General features: G+C 47.4%; 11 protein-coding genes. 9 read left to right on the forward strand and 2 right to left on the reverse strand.

Annotated elements, in window-relative coordinates; translation table 11 throughout:
- Nucleotides 1-188 precede the first annotated feature (188 nt).
- Nucleotides 189-446 carry a hypothetical protein gene (locus B4E62_RS09755; protein ID WP_310068749.1) on the reverse strand — a complete coding sequence of 86 codons (258 nt, stop codon included), beginning with the start codon at nucleotides 444-446 and terminating at the stop codon, nucleotides 189-191.
- Nucleotides 447-845: 399 nt separating this feature from the next.
- On the opposite strand from B4E62_RS09755, the gene polA reads away from it, so the two are divergent.
- Complete coding sequence (gene polA, locus B4E62_RS09760) at nucleotides 846-3,638, forward strand: DNA polymerase I (RefSeq protein ID WP_310068746.1); 2,793 nt, start codon at nucleotides 846-848, stop codon at nucleotides 3,636-3,638.
- A gap of 76 nt (nucleotides 3,639-3,714) precedes the next feature.
- Complete coding sequence (locus B4E62_RS09765) at nucleotides 3,715-4,611, forward strand: hypothetical protein (RefSeq protein ID WP_310068743.1); 897 nt, start codon at nucleotides 3,715-3,717, stop codon at nucleotides 4,609-4,611.
- A gap of 503 nt (nucleotides 4,612-5,114) precedes the next feature.
- On the opposite strand, the gene yihA is transcribed toward B4E62_RS09765, so the two are convergent.
- Nucleotides 5,115-5,753: a ribosome biogenesis GTP-binding protein YihA/YsxC gene (yihA, locus tag B4E62_RS09770; RefSeq protein WP_331351918.1), complete on the reverse strand. Its 639-nt coding sequence runs from the start codon at nucleotides 5,751-5,753 to the stop codon at nucleotides 5,115-5,117.
- Between the two features lie 235 nt (nucleotides 5,754-5,988).
- Here yihA and B4E62_RS09775 point away from each other — a divergent pair, with 235 nt between their 5' ends.
- The 7 genes from B4E62_RS09775 to B4E62_RS09805 all read left to right on the forward strand — a co-directional run bounded on the left by B4E62_RS09775 (nucleotide 5,989) and on the right by B4E62_RS09805 (nucleotide 13,725).
- On the forward strand, nucleotides 5,989-6,672 hold the full coding sequence (locus B4E62_RS09775; RefSeq protein WP_310068736.1) for a c-type cytochrome: 684 nt from the start codon (nucleotides 5,989-5,991) through the stop codon (nucleotides 6,670-6,672).
- Between the two features lie 211 nt (nucleotides 6,673-6,883).
- A complete protein-coding gene (locus B4E62_RS09780) occupies nucleotides 6,884-7,534 on the forward strand; it encodes a thiol:disulfide interchange protein DsbA/DsbL (protein WP_331351919.1) in 651 nt (216 codons plus the stop codon).
- A gap of 176 nt (nucleotides 7,535-7,710) precedes the next feature.
- The gene (locus B4E62_RS09785) at nucleotides 7,711-9,384 is read left to right on the forward strand and encodes a diguanylate cyclase (RefSeq protein ID WP_331351920.1); all 1,674 of its coding nucleotides are present in this window, start codon (nucleotides 7,711-7,713) and stop codon (nucleotides 9,382-9,384) included.
- Nucleotides 9,385-9,422: 38 nt separating this feature from the next.
- Complete coding sequence (locus tag B4E62_RS09790; RefSeq protein WP_331351921.1) at nucleotides 9,423-10,067, forward strand: methylamine utilization protein; 645 nt, start codon at nucleotides 9,423-9,425, stop codon at nucleotides 10,065-10,067.
- Nucleotides 10,068-10,079: 12 nt separating this feature from the next.
- Nucleotides 10,080-12,407: a putative bifunctional diguanylate cyclase/phosphodiesterase gene (locus B4E62_RS09795; RefSeq protein ID WP_331351922.1), complete on the forward strand. Its 2,328-nt coding sequence runs from the start codon at nucleotides 10,080-10,082 to the stop codon at nucleotides 12,405-12,407.
- Nucleotides 12,404-13,297, forward strand: a complete 894-nt coding sequence (locus B4E62_RS09800; protein ID WP_331351923.1) for a DUF3034 family protein — start codon at nucleotides 12,404-12,406, stop codon at nucleotides 13,295-13,297. Before B4E62_RS09795 ends, B4E62_RS09800 begins: the two co-directional genes overlap by 4 nt.
- A 2-nt stretch (nucleotides 13,298-13,299) precedes the next feature.
- On the forward strand, nucleotides 13,300-13,725 hold the full coding sequence (locus tag B4E62_RS09805; RefSeq protein WP_310068723.1) for a group 1 truncated hemoglobin: 426 nt from the start codon (nucleotides 13,300-13,302) through the stop codon (nucleotides 13,723-13,725).
- Nucleotides 13,726-13,866 lie beyond the last annotated feature (141 nt).

Consider the following 13,866-nt stretch of genomic DNA (forward strand, 5'->3'; position numbering starts at 1 on the left):
CTGTAAAAGCAAATTACAAATTTGTGACTGGTACAAAAAAAGAGCCCCGCAGCGACCAAACAAAAAGTTATAAGGTCAAATGCAGGGCTAATACACGAGGAGAAAATAAGGGAGATAGTCCAATCAAAACAACAGCTTAAAGAAAACTCACTGCAGCGATGACTAATCGCTGCGGCTACAACTTAAAATTAAAGAGCGAACTCTTGTGCAAGTTTGGCTTCCAATTTTTGTTCGAGGTTGGCGTTAGCTTTCTCGTTCAACACATCAGTCTTGGCAGCCAATTCTTCAGCAATACGCGCTTCCGCGTCTTCCTGGGTTTCAACCCAAGCTGTCTTAACGCCTAAATCGGCTGCAGCTAGAGTCAGTTCGGTGTTAATGGCCTCGTCAGCAAAAGCGCTGGTGGCGGTCAGTACTAAAGTTGCAAATATCAGTGCGGTCTTTTTCATCGTGGGTTCCTCCGATGGTTTGAAAATTTCAGTTGCCTTGTGAGCAACCTTTTTGTCTTGAGTTAAGGGTTACTCGGTAACAAAACGTCTTTGGTATTTTCGATCTGTTACCTTATGTAACGCATAGTAACAGACTTTTTAGATTTGCCTAGCCCTTAATTAAACTTTTTAGCTATACAAAACTATAAAATGTGAATAAATACCGAAACTTAGCGTTATAAGGTAAATTTTTCATGAGGTATGGCGCCTGGTAACACATCTTCTCGCAGGTAACACTTTTGGCTTGGTTGGCATTTAAGATGTTACCGGCGTCACTGATGCCCAGGTGTTGCGGCTCGGCAAGCAAGGGTTTGGTGTATCCTGCGGCCATCAAAAACCGCCTTATTGCAGATATTGACTATGACTGAAACTCAAACTGTCGCACCCTTGGTGCTTGTCGATGGATCTTCCTACCTCTACCGCGCTTACCATGCGCTACCCCCACTTACCAACTCCAAAGGTCAGCCCACCGGCGCAGTTAAAGGTGTGATCAATATGATGCGCCGCTTGCTGAAGGATTATCCGCGCAGCCCCATAGCCGTCATTTTTGATGCTAAAGGCAAGACGTTTCGCGATGACATGTACGCTGAATACAAAGCCAATCGCCCGCCCATGCCCGACGACCTGCGCCCGCAAGTGCAACCGATTCACGACATAGTGCAGGCAATGGGGCTGCCGCTCTTTGTTATTGAAGGAGTGGAAGCCGACGATGTAATAGGTACGCTCGCGCGTCAGGCGACTGAGCTGCAAATGCCAGTGGTGATTTCCACTGGCGATAAAGATATGGCGCAGTTGGTGAATGAGCACGTCACTCTGGTGAACACCATGACCGAAACGGTATTGGATATTCCCGGCGTCAATGCCAAATACGGTTTTGGCCCCGAGCTAATGATCGATTACCTCGCGTTGATGGGCGATAAGGTCGATAACATTCCCGGCGTGCCCGGTGTCGGCGAAAAAACTGCACAGGGATTAATCCAGGGGCTCGGTGGGCTTGACGCGATTTATGCCGATCTTGAAAACGTACGCACGCTTTCATTTCGTGGCGCGAAGACTATGCCGGAGAAATTAATTGAACACCGCGAGATGGCCTATTTATCCTATCGCCTCGCCACTATCAAAACTGATGTGGAATTAGCTATTGCTCCTGAAGCTATTCATTGCGGCCAACCTGACCGGAATCGTCTACGCGAATTGTTCGAAGATCTGGAATTTAAAAGCTGGGTTAAAGAAATAGACGATGAAAAAAATGTATCGCCTACTGCGACCGCTCTACCGCTGGTGTGCGAAGAAAATGCGGGTACAGAAAATAACCTGTCATCAGAATTACCTACAGCACCCTCCGAAACCAATTACGACATTATTACCGATAAAATCCTATTTGCTGATTGGTTAAAACGTTTGCAACACGCCGCGCAGTTTTCCTTTGATACCGAAACGACTGCGCTGGAAATTATGGATGCAAAAATTGTCGGTGTGAGTTTTGCGATTGAAGCGGGCGTTGCTGCTTACATTCCCTGCGCTCACGATTACATGGGCGCACCGGAACAATTACCGCTTGAGTGGGTGCTGCAAGAACTAAAACCAATCCTGGAAGATGCAAAAAAAATAAAAATTGGCCAGAATTTAAAATACGATCGCAGTGTACTGCTTAACTATGGTATTGAATTGCGCGGTATTCAATTTGATACCATGCTCGAATCCTATGTGTGGAATTCCATCGGCAGTCGCCACAATATGGATGACCTTGCACAAAACTATCTCGATTATAAAACAGTAACCTTTGAAGAAATTGCTGGCAAAGGTGTAAAACAACTCACTTTTAATCAATTAAAAGTGGAAGATGCAGGTCATTACGCTGCTGAAGATGCTGATATCACTTTGCGTTTGCATCAATTTTTTTGGCCGCAGCTGGAAAAAGTTGCGCCATTAAAATCGATATTTGAAACTATTGAAATGCCGCTCTTGCCAGTGCTCTCACATATTGAGCGCAATGGCGCATTGGTCGATGCCAAACTGCTTGGTCAGCAGAGTGTTGAACTGGGCGAGCGCCTCGTGCAATTGGAGCGCAAAGCCTATGATATCGCCGGGCAGGAATTCAATTTAAGTTCGCCCAAACAACTGGGTGTGATTTTGTTTGAACAACAAAAATTGCCGGTACTGAAAAAAACGCCTACGGGCACACCATCAACTGCAGAAGAAGTTTTGCAAGAATTAGCGCTGGATTATCCGCTGCCAAAAGTATTGATGGAATATCGCGGCCTGGCTAAATTAAAATCCACTTACACGGACAAGTTGCCCTTGGTGATCAACAAGCGCACTGGTCGCATACACACCAGCTATCATCAAGCTGTAGCCGCTACCGGGCGGCTGTCCTCGCAAGACCCGAACTTGCAAAATATCCCGATTAAAACTGAAGAAGGGCGCCGCATCCGCCAATCGTTTATCGCGCCTAAAGGTTATAAGTTAGTTGCAGCGGATTACTCGCAAATTGAGTTGCGCATTATGGCGCACTTGTCTGGCGACGCCGGGTTACTCAGCGCGTTTGAAAAAGGTTTGGATGTGCACCGCGCTACCGCGGCCGAAGTATTTGGTGTGGGTTTGGATGGTGTTACTTCGGAAATGCGCCGCAGTGCCAAGGCAATTAACTTTGGGTTGATCTACGGTATGTCGGCCTTTGGTCTCGCCAAGCAGTTGCATGTCGGACGCAATGAGGCGCAGCAATATATTGACCGCTACTTTGAGCGCTACCCAGGTGTACAGCGCTACATGAATAATATCCGCGCGCTCGCCCATGAGCAGGGATACGTAGAAACAATTTTTGGCCGCCGTTTGTATTTACCTGACATCAATGCCAAAAACAAAAACCTGCAGATGGGTGCTGAGCGCACTGCAATCAATGCGCCTATGCAAGGTACCGCTGCCGATATTATAAAAACGGCGATGATCAAAGTGCAGGCCTGGCTCGATCAAACGCAACTCGATGCAAAAATCATTATGCAGGTGCACGATGAGCTTGTACTCGAAGTGGCTGAAACCCAAGTTGAGCAAGTGCGCGCAGGATTGATTGAGCGCATGTCTGGCGCGGCTATACTTAAAGTGCCGCTGCTGGTGGAGGCTGGAGTAGGTAATAACTGGGATGAAGCACATTAATCGCACGCTACAATTGATCCGGGTGCACTAAAAAACTGGATCGATTGCAGCAATCAGTTCGGAGGGAATAGGCACCATGAAAAATAAATGGTTTTGTTATCTCGCATTGCTGTTGCTGCCATCATCCCCGGCGCTGGCCGAATTTGTGGTCAGCCATCGCGCGCCCTTCACTGAAGGTGATAAACACCACATTTACAGCACTGAATTGTTGCGCCTTGCGTTGGAGAAAACGCGCAAGGAATATGGAAATTTCGCTCTGCGACCTATACCGCCGCGCAACTATGCACGTGCACTCAAAGCAGCGGTCGATGATGCTTACCCCAATTTGATTATTGAGACGAGCTACGAGCAGGCGCTGACGCATCACGCCAAATTGGATTTTATTAATTTCCCGATGGATTTGGGCGTATTGGGTTATCGCGTCTGTTTTATTAATCCCAAGCTCAAGGCGAGCGGTAAAAAAATTACCTCTCTTGAGGATTTACGGCAATACACCTTTGCGCATGGTGTGGGTTGGGCGGATACGATTATTTTTCGCCACAACGGGTTAAAAGTGCAGGAGATCGATAATTACGATGGCATGTTCTTGATGGTGATTGGAGGGCGGGTTGATTTTTTTTGTCGCGGTGCAAATGAAATATTAGGAGAGATGGAGCAATTTAGTCAGCTGAAGGAACTTGATATTGATGAACAATTCTTGCTGGTTTATCCGCTGCCCCGGTTTTTCTATTTGAATGGTAAAAACAAACTGGCCAAAAAGCGTATCGAACTCGGATTGCAGCGCGCCTACGCCGATGGATCGCTGCAGGCGTTATGGGGAACACATTTCCTGCCCAGTTTGGCTCTGGTGGATCTAGGCAAGCGCCAAGTTATCCCGCTTCAAAACCCATTGCTGGATAACCTTGAGGTGAGTTTTGTGCCCGACTTTATGCCGCTATTGGACGGTGCGGGAAAAAAGCCACAGCCTGAATGAACAGATTCTTAACAGATTGGTGGTTGAACGCTAATTTGTGCCTATATATGCGCAATTTAAGATTCATAACTGATTGTTTTTAAAGGAGTTTTCTGAAGTAACAAAAAATTGTGCAAATTATTTAAAAATAGTTTGAACTAATTTGGAGAAGGCTGGGTCTCAGTTATGTGTGTTTTACGATCATGAGCTAACTCCTCCCCTAATGGCTTTTAAGCCAGCTGAGCGCGAAGTAATTTTAAAGCTAAGCCAACCCCGATTTTATCGGGGTTTTTTTTGCCTGTAATTTGGCCCGTCGTAATGGGAATTGTGCAAAAACTGTTGCAGTTACAAAGCTTTACGTTTTCTGCTGAACTTCATGGGACGCGCCAAGTCATAGCTACAACTTGTTTAATGGAGCCGTTTTTTCTCGTAGCACTTGTCTTGTCTCTCCGACCTAGCCCATCTGGCATCACCCCAAGGGTGCCAGTTCTTTTCCGATGATTTACTTAAATCATCGGATTTTTTTATTGGGATGCGCTTTCTTCGCTGCCTTGGTCCGGCACTGGCGCCAGCCAGGACTGCAATTTTGCTTTGAGCTCATCGAGCCCGGCATATTTCAGCGCAGAAAAACACTGGATGCTCACCAGCTCATCGAGCTTCGCCTGTTTTAGCTGCTTTTGCACCGCAAATAGCGCGTTGTTAGCCTGCATACGGCTGAGTTTGTCGGCCTTGGTCAGCAGAATATGCACGGGCATATTGCCGCGGATCGCCCAGTCGAGCATGGTGGTATCAAATTCTTGCAGGGGATGGCGAATGTCCATCAACAGTATCAAGCCTTTCAGGCACTGGCGTTTTTGCAGGTATTCCGACAAATCCCGTTGCCACTTTTCTTTTTGATCGCGCGATACCTTGGCGTAGCCATACCCGGGTAGATCAACCAGCCGCTGGTCGTTGCCCACATTAAAAAAGTTGATCAACTGGGTGCGGCCGGGTGTCTTACTGGTCCGCGCCAGCTTTTGGTTGGTTAATGCGTTGATAGCACTGGATTTGCCCGCGTTTGAGCGGCCGGCAAAAGCGACCTCGCAACCAGTCTCAGGTGGGCATTCGCGGATGCTGGGGGCACTCTTGGTAAAATAAGCCTTGGTAAATACGATCTCGGTCAAGATAATAACCCTTCAAAATAGTGTGTTATTAGCGCGTTGGTAATATAATGCCGCCGCTTTTACCGGCCGCCGTGCGCGCCAAAAGCAGGATTCATGCGGAATCAAGTGGAATTTAAGGTGCGATTGTAGCTTGTTGGCCTGCCATTAAGCGAACCGTCCGCCGAATTCCTACGTATACTTGCCTGTTAAAGACGCACGCATAACAATCAGATTCATCGATCAATCGGATTAGCCAATGAAACATATCGTAAGAAATGCACTTTTATCGCTGGGTTTGGTAGCAGTTGCGCAGGGCGCTATGGCTGCGGGAGATGCGGCAGCAGGCGCAACCAAGGCTGCTGTATGTGGCGCATGCCACGGTGCCGATGGCAATAGCCTCCTTGGTACCTTCCCAAAATTGGCTGGTTTGGGTGAGCGTTATCTGCTTAAGCAGCTGACTGATATCCAGGCTTGGGATCTGGAAAAAGATGCTGCCAAAAAAGCCACTACCGGCCGTGAAGTGCCAGAGATGACTGGGCAGCTTGTCAATATGAGCAAGCAAGATCTGGCCGATATAGCCGCGCACTTTGCCAGCCAAACCACTCAATTGTCTGGCTCCAAGAAAATCGAAGTACAAGTGAACTCGGGTATTAAAGTTGATGGCCTGGAATTGGGCGAGCGCATTTATCGCGCTGGCAACCCAACCACTGGTGTGCCCGCTTGTACTGGCTGCCATGCACCCGATGGCAAAGGCAACATCCCTGCCGGGTTCCCCCGGTTGAGTGGGCAGCACCCGGAATACATTGAGAAGCAACTACGTGCTTTCCGAGCGGGTGATCGTACTAACGATGGCGACCAAATGATCATGCGTTCAGTAGCCGACAAGCTGAGCGATGCTGAGATCATCGCCTTGGCCAACTTTATTGCTGGGTTAAATTAATCATCGCCAAAGGATGATTAATGAAGACGAAAAAGGCGACTTCGGTCGCCTTTTTTGTATCTTTGCTTTACAGATCTAACGGCGCGCTGGAGAATCCGGCTTCAGATTGGGAACTTGGATAACATTTACAGGACTAATGCCGCAGGCATTCAACCGAATTCATGATTCACACACATTATTTATTCACAATAAAAGTACTGAGGAGCGATTTATGCGTATTTTGGTAGCCCTGTTGGGTTTGGTTTTTTCCCTGAGTGCATGTGCTCAAGAGGCGTCAGGTGAGTATCAGGAAGGCAAGCATTACGAGGTATTAGAGCAGGCAGTGCGCACTACTGACCCGAGTAAAATCGAGGTGGCCGAGGTATTTGCTTATTCCTGTTCGCACTGCTTTGACTTTGAGCCGCTGTTACAAGCTTGGGAAAAGAAACAAGCTGTAGATGTTTATCTGGCTCAAACCCACGCTATGTGGAATCCGCAAATGGAACCATTGGTCCGCGGTTACTACACTTCGATTGCATTGAAAGTTAAAGAAAAAACCCATATGGCAATTTTTAATGCCCTTCATTTAGAGCGCAAACAAATCGTAACTGCCGAGCAATGGGCGGACTTCTTTGCTACCTACGGTGTGGATAAAGCCAAGGCATTGAGCACATTTAATTCCTTCGGTGTCACCAGCCAAATCAAACAAGCCGAAGCGCGCGCGCGCGGCTATAAAGTAGCTGGCACTCCTGAGATGGTTGTTGAAGGTAAATACCGTGTCAGCTCCCGTTTGGCTGGCGGCCACGCTGAAATGCTGAAAGTGGTCGATTTCCTGGTTGCCAAAACACGTGCAGAGCGCGGAACTAAAGCACCGGCACAGTAATCGATAGGATATCTGTCTAAAAAGCCCGCGCCGGGAATCCGGGGCGGGCTTTTTATTGGTGGCAGGTTTTGCGCTTGGGGTTATTTTGGGTCAGGGAAAAGGTGAATCAGCGATGACTGGCTATACTCAGGAATAGTTTTTTCCGACAGCCCTAGCCCATAGGTTACAAGCGCGTTATGACAGTCAATTCTGGTGATAAAAACAACTGGCGAGAGAAGTATCTCAATGCGCTGGATGAGCAGGAGCAACTAGAGAAGCAGTTTGCCAGCCAGCAGGAATTGCTGCGCAGTGCATTGGTGCGGCTCAGTATTGCTGCCGATGGTCAGGATGAAACACTAGACCAGATTATGGCCAAGCTGCGCGAACAGCTGCGCAGCAAAATGAGCGCGACAGAATTCAACAGTATTCTCGCCCAACTGGAAACGGCAGCACTGGCATTTGAGCAAAACCGCGAACAGGGTGCTCAGGATATTCGCCAGGCGATTATGGATGCAGCCAAACCGCTGCAACATTTCAAATTATCGCGCGGAGTTAAAAAAGAACTCAGTGATTATCTTGCGCAGTTGCCGCAGCGCAGTAAAAAAGTGCGCCTCTATCCTGCGCTCCTGCAACAACTCGCCAAAATCCAACAACAGGCGTTGGGCGAAATCGAGCAACCCAAAACCGGTTTGTTCGATAAAATTCTCGGCAGTAAAACCAATCCAAAAATGGCCGACGCTGGCGGCGAACAGGATGAATACGCAATCGCCGATTTACCGCCGATGATCGATTCCCCATCCGCTAGCGTAGAGCCTATCGTTAGTCATTTAACAGAAGAATATTCCGCGCAAATTATTCGCGTGCTCAACCAGTTTTTTACCAGCCTTGAAAATGAAACGGCGATTAAAAACAAAGTAGAGGTGATGCGCCGGAAACTGGAGCAAGGCGTGAGTGTGGACAGTTTGGTTCCGCTGCTCGACAGCGTACGCGATCTGGTGATGGAAGCCTACCTCGCAGCCAACCAAGCCTTTGCTACCTATTTAAAAAACGTTAATCAGGAACTGGCCGAAATTTATATGCTGCTCGGCGGCGCAGTAAAAAATACGCAAGACGAACGCGCTGCATCGCGCAAACTGCAAGATGACGTGATGCGCGAAATGAACGATCTGGAAGTCACCGCCACCAGTGCTACCGATATCAACCAACTCAAGGATACGGTGAAATCCCAGCTGGGTAATATTCGTCAGGTGATCGATCACTATCAGCAAACCGATCAGGCACAACAATTTTTAGCCGAGCAATTGCAAACACTCGGCGCAAAAATTAAAACGATGGAAGTCGAAGCGGAAAAAAATCGTACTACTCTTGAAGCGCATCGCCAAAAAGCCTTGCATGATCCGCTCACCGAGTTGCCTAACCGCGAAGCCTACAATGAGCGCGCCAGTGCGGAGGTGCAGCGCTGGCAACGCTACGGCCGCCCGCTGACCATTGCGATTTTTGATATCGACCACTTCAAACGCATCAACGATACCTACGGCCACCAGGCGGGGGACAGGGTTATTAAAGTGATTGGCCGCTCTATTGCCAAACGCTTACGCGAAGTGGATTTTTTCTGTCGCTATGGCGGCGAAGAATTTGTCGCGCTTATGCCGGAAACCGATAGTGCAACGGCCTTGACTGTATTGGAAAAAGTGCGCGATGCAATTGCCAACGCTGCGTTTAATTATAAAGAGCAACCTATGTCGATCACCTTATCGGTGGGCCTGACAGAATTTAAAACCAATGACAGTTTGGAATCTGCGTTTGAGCGCGCCGATCAAGCGCTTTACACCGCTAAATCCAATGGCCGCAATCGCTGCCAACTAAGCTAGCCGGGAATTGGGCAATGAAATCCATACAGGATAGGTTTATGAATAGTAAATTTACAGGTCAACTTCTGCTGGTGGCGGCGTTATTAATGTCGCCACCTGGTATATCGGCGCAATTGGAATTAAGTGTGGTGGATGACAAAGGCAATCCACTTAAAGATGCGGTTGCAGCCCTGGTGCCACAGCAAAAAATAGATTACACCGCTGTGCCGACCGCGATTATGGATCAGCGCCAAAATATGTTTGTGCCGGGAGTGTTGGCCATCCGCGTAAATACGCAGGTGCGCTTCCCCAATAGCGATGATGTGCGCCACCATGTCTATTCATTTTCTCCGGCAAAAAAATTCGAGTTGCGTTTGTATCACGGCATGACTGCTGAACCCGTGCTTTTCGATAAGCCGGGCACCGTAGTATTGGGCTGTAATATCCACGATTCCATGGTGGCATATATTTATGTTGTAGAGACAGAGTATTTTGCGGTTGCCGATGCGCAGGGAAATATTAGCCTTGCGGCGCCTGCGGGAAAATACCAAGTGCAAATTTATCATCCGCAGATGAGCGGAAATTTTCCTGAATCGACCATTACCTTGGATGATTCACAAACTCTGAATAACAAGATCACCGTGAATAATTTGTCGGCGGCGAAAACTGCTGAAACCGTTGACGAATTTTCCAACTTATTCTAAGCAGAATCCTGCATGCCAAAATTTAGTTACCTGCTCAAACTGCTTACCTTTCTTATTGGTCTGGTTGTGATACTGGAGGCTATCTCGTATGTAGCTACCCGCGTAGTGATCAACAAAGCAGTTACCCAAAATGCGCGCGCTGAACTGTTATCAGGCGGTGAATTATTTACGCGCATCATGCAAACAAAAGTTGAGCAGCTTGCACTCTCGGTAAAGGTGCTCACTGAAGATTTTGGTTTTAAAGATGCCGTTGCCACTAGCGATGAAAAAACCATTGCCTCTGCCCTAATCAATCACTCCGCACGGGTTAAAGCTGACGTAGGCATTCTGATTGCCAGCGATGGAAAATTAATTGCCAGCGATCAGACCTTTGGCCTGCAAATTGTCGATGAATTCAATAATCTCAAAGAGCAAGCACAAGTGCGCGGGCAGGCATACGACATTATTATTGTTGATGGTCGTGCTTATCAATTTGTAATGTTTTCCGTAAAAGCGCCCGTTGTTATCGGCCTTGCTGCAATGGGGTTTGAAATCAAACAGGATTTAAGTGTTGAGCTACAACGTTTGACTGGATTGGAAGTATCCTTTGTTATTCACGATGGCAAACAATACCAATATCTCAGTGGCACACAGGATGAAAAAAGCCGTGTAGATCTATTGCAACAAATGCAAACAGAAAACAAACAGGGTGAAGTATTTGTATACGATGAACTGATTTCATTGGCGGTGCCTGCCGCGCGTCAAAACAATGATTTACTGGCGGTATTGCAAGTGCCACTAAGCCAAGTACTGGCGCCTTTCTCGCGTTTAAATGTGCAGTTGTTTTTATTGGCGCTAGTATTTTCAGTATTGGCGGGAATTGCGGCGCTCTTTCTGGCGCGCAGTGTTACACATCCAGTGAGGGTGTTGGCCGATATCGCGCGCAAAATTGCCGGCGGTTTTTATAGCACACCCATTGCCGTTACCTCAAAGGACGAGCTGGGCGATCTGGCGCGTGCATTTATCAGCATGCAACAGGCGATTGGAGAGCGCGAACAGCAAGTGCTTTATCAATCGGAGCATGATCCGCTTACTGGCTTGCCTAACCGTTTACGCATTTTCCCTGAATTGGAAGATGCAATTTCCCGTTCGCGTCCGTTAAAAGAATCGGTCTTTTTGTTAGTGATCGATATCAAAAATTTTACCCAAATCAATGATGAACTCAGTCAGGAAATTGGCGATGCCGTATTGCGCGAAGTCGGCCAAAAAATTGCCCGCATCCTGACGCACGGCGAAGTCTTGCGTCTGGGTAGCGATGAATTTTTAGCGATTCTGATGGCTGCGCAGCGCGACAGCATTGCCGAACTTGCCGAACTGATTCACGCCGCATTTAAAACGCCGTTGTTGGTTAGCGGTTTGCAAGTGAGTGTCGAGGTAAACATTGGTTTGGCAACCTATCCGCAGGATGCTGAATCGGCCGAGTCGCTGTTGCGCCGCGCAAATTTGGCGTTGAATGAAGGGCGTGGCAGTGAACAGTGCACCTGTTGGTATGAGCAGGGGTGGGATGAAAAACATTTGCGCCGTTTGCATTTGTTCCGCGAATTTGAATCGTCGCTCAATGCAGGCCACATCAGTTTGTATTACCAACCAAAAATAAATCTGGAGCGTGCTGATACCTTGGGCGCTGAAGCCCTGGTGCGCTGGCGCCATCCAGAAATGGGTTTTGTCAGCCCGGATGAATTTATCGGTGTGATTGAAAGTTCGGGGCAGATAACGATTTTAACGCGCTGGGTATTAAAAACCGCTATTGCCCAGCTACGTGTGTTGCTTGATGAAAAAATTAAAATTACCTGTTCAGTGAATTTATCGGCGCTGGATTTACTGGTCGATGATTTGCCTGCTTACGTCGCGGAGTTGCTGCAATCTCATAAAGTTCCGGCAGAAAATTTGTATCTGGAAATTACCGAAAGTGCAATTATGCGCGAAGCGGATAAATGTCTGCACAATTTGCGTCGCCTGCGCGATTTGGGTGTGACCTTATCCATCGATGATTTCGGTACTGGTTATTCATCGCTGTCGCAATTAAAAAAATTACCTGTCTCTGAATTGAAAATCGACAAATCGTTTATTTTAAATTTGGATACCAGTGCTGACGATCAATTAATTGTGCGCTCGACTATCGACCTCGGCCATACCTTGGGTTTAAGCGTAACGGCTGAGGGTGTTGAATCCGAGGCGATTAAAGCCCTGCTGAAAAGCTACGGCTGTGATACGGCGCAGGGATACCTGTACAGCAAACCCTTACCGGCGAAAGAGTTTATCCAATGGGTTCACAAGTATTTAGCGGAATTAACATCATGACTATGAACCGATTGTTTTTGGCATTGATAACTGCTGTGCTCTGTTGCACTGGCCATGCAGCTACTTTAGATCTCAATAGCGACGACCGCATTTCACGCAGCCGCTTATTAGCGACTGGCGGTGCAAGCACAATTGAAGGTGCAGCTGGTGGCGGGATTGTTCCCATGGCGGTGCTTGCCGGTTATGGTGCGCAAGAGGAGCAGAGCGCTGTTGCGTTTGGCAGTTATGTGGATACCGGTGATTACCAATTGGAAGTAGTGGGTGGCGCCTGGAGTTGGCGCAATCGGATTGAGCTGTCTTTTGTGCAACAAAAATTGACTCACGATTCACTCACTGAGGCGTTAAGTTTGCCAACGGGGTCCATCAGTCAGCGTATTATTTCCGCCAAAGTGCGTGTGATTGGTGATTTGATTTATACACCAATGCCGCAAATCAGTGTTGGTGTGCAGCATAAAAAAAATCTGGATTTTTTTGTGCCGGGCGCAGTGGGCGCAAAAAAAGATTCAGGCACCGATGTGAATCTGACGGCGACCAAATTAATTCTCGGTGGTTTTTTCAGCCGCAATTTATTGCTCAATGCCAATTTGCGTTACACCAACGCCAACCAAACTGGCTTGGTGGGTTTTGGCGGTGATAAAAATGATGACAAAGAATTGTTGCCTGAAGTTTCCGCCGGTGTGCTGTTAAATCGCCATTGGTTAGTGGGCACCGAATATCGACAAAAACCAAATAATTTATCGTTTATTAAAGAAGATGATTGGCAAACAGCGTTTATTGGTTGGTTTCCCAATAAGCGTATTGCGTTAGTAGCGGCTTATGTTGATCTGGGTGAGGTGGCGACCTTTAAAGATCAAACCGGTTGGTACTTGTCTCTGCAGGGGAGTTTTTAATTATGAAACAATTATTTATCGGGCTTTGTGTAAGTTTTCTGTTGATGGCCTGTGCAAATCAATCGTCAACAGAGCAATCGCTTTACGATGCGCTGGGGCAATACGAAGGCATTACTAAAATTACCCACCAGCTTATTTTGGTAATCGCTAAAGATGAACGCGTCAAACATCGTTACAAAGGCGCAAATATGAGCAAGTTTAAAAAAGGCATGTCGGATTATGTCTGTGCGGCGGTGGGTGGCCCCTGTGAATACAAGGGCGATAACATGCAATTAGTGCACGCTGGCCACAACTATACCAACACCGAATTTAATGCGATTGTCGATGATTTGATTTTAGCGATGGAGCAGTGCGGGATTCCGGTGACCACCCAAAACCGGCTACTCGCCAAATTGGCACCAACCTATAAGGATGTGGTTTATCAGTAACGCCGTTACACGCTGCTTATCAATTAACATTATTTAACCTATATCGACAAATTTATTATCACCTCTGTGCCCGCATAGGTTTATGCTTTTGCGCTATCTGACAATAAGTGTTTCTTATTAACAGCTCGCACAAATAACAAA

Source organism: Cellvibrio sp. UBA7671, assembly GCA_002483145.1.
Taxonomy (GTDB): domain Bacteria; phylum Pseudomonadota; class Gammaproteobacteria; order Pseudomonadales; family Cellvibrionaceae; genus Cellvibrio; species Cellvibrio fibrivorans.

Excerpts from the sequence above, each read along its gene's own strand:
- B4E62_RS09755 (WP_310068749.1), bottom strand. The coding sequence starts at position 446 with ATGAAAAAGACCGCACTGATATTTGCAACTTTAGTACTGACCGCCACC.
- polA (WP_310068746.1), top strand. The coding sequence starts at position 846 with ATGACTGAAACTCAAACTGTCGCACCCTTGGTGCTTGTCGATGGATCT.
- B4E62_RS09765 (WP_310068743.1), top strand. The coding sequence starts at position 3,715 with ATGAAAAATAAATGGTTTTGTTATCTCGCATTGCTGTTGCTGCCATCA.
- B4E62_RS09775 (WP_310068736.1), top strand. The coding sequence starts at position 5,989 with ATGAAACATATCGTAAGAAATGCACTTTTATCGCTGGGTTTGGTAGCA.
- B4E62_RS09780 (WP_331351919.1), top strand. The coding sequence starts at position 6,884 with ATGCGTATTTTGGTAGCCCTGTTGGGTTTGGTTTTTTCCCTGAGTGCA.
- B4E62_RS09785 (WP_331351920.1), top strand. The coding sequence starts at position 7,711 with ATGACAGTCAATTCTGGTGATAAAAACAACTGGCGAGAGAAGTATCTC.
- B4E62_RS09790 (WP_331351921.1), top strand. The coding sequence starts at position 9,423 with ATGAATAGTAAATTTACAGGTCAACTTCTGCTGGTGGCGGCGTTATTA.
- B4E62_RS09795 (WP_331351922.1), top strand. The coding sequence starts at position 10,080 with ATGCCAAAATTTAGTTACCTGCTCAAACTGCTTACCTTTCTTATTGGT.
- B4E62_RS09800 (WP_331351923.1), top strand. The coding sequence starts at position 12,404 with ATGACTATGAACCGATTGTTTTTGGCATTGATAACTGCTGTGCTCTGT.
- B4E62_RS09805 (WP_310068723.1), top strand. The coding sequence starts at position 13,300 with ATGAAACAATTATTTATCGGGCTTTGTGTAAGTTTTCTGTTGATGGCC.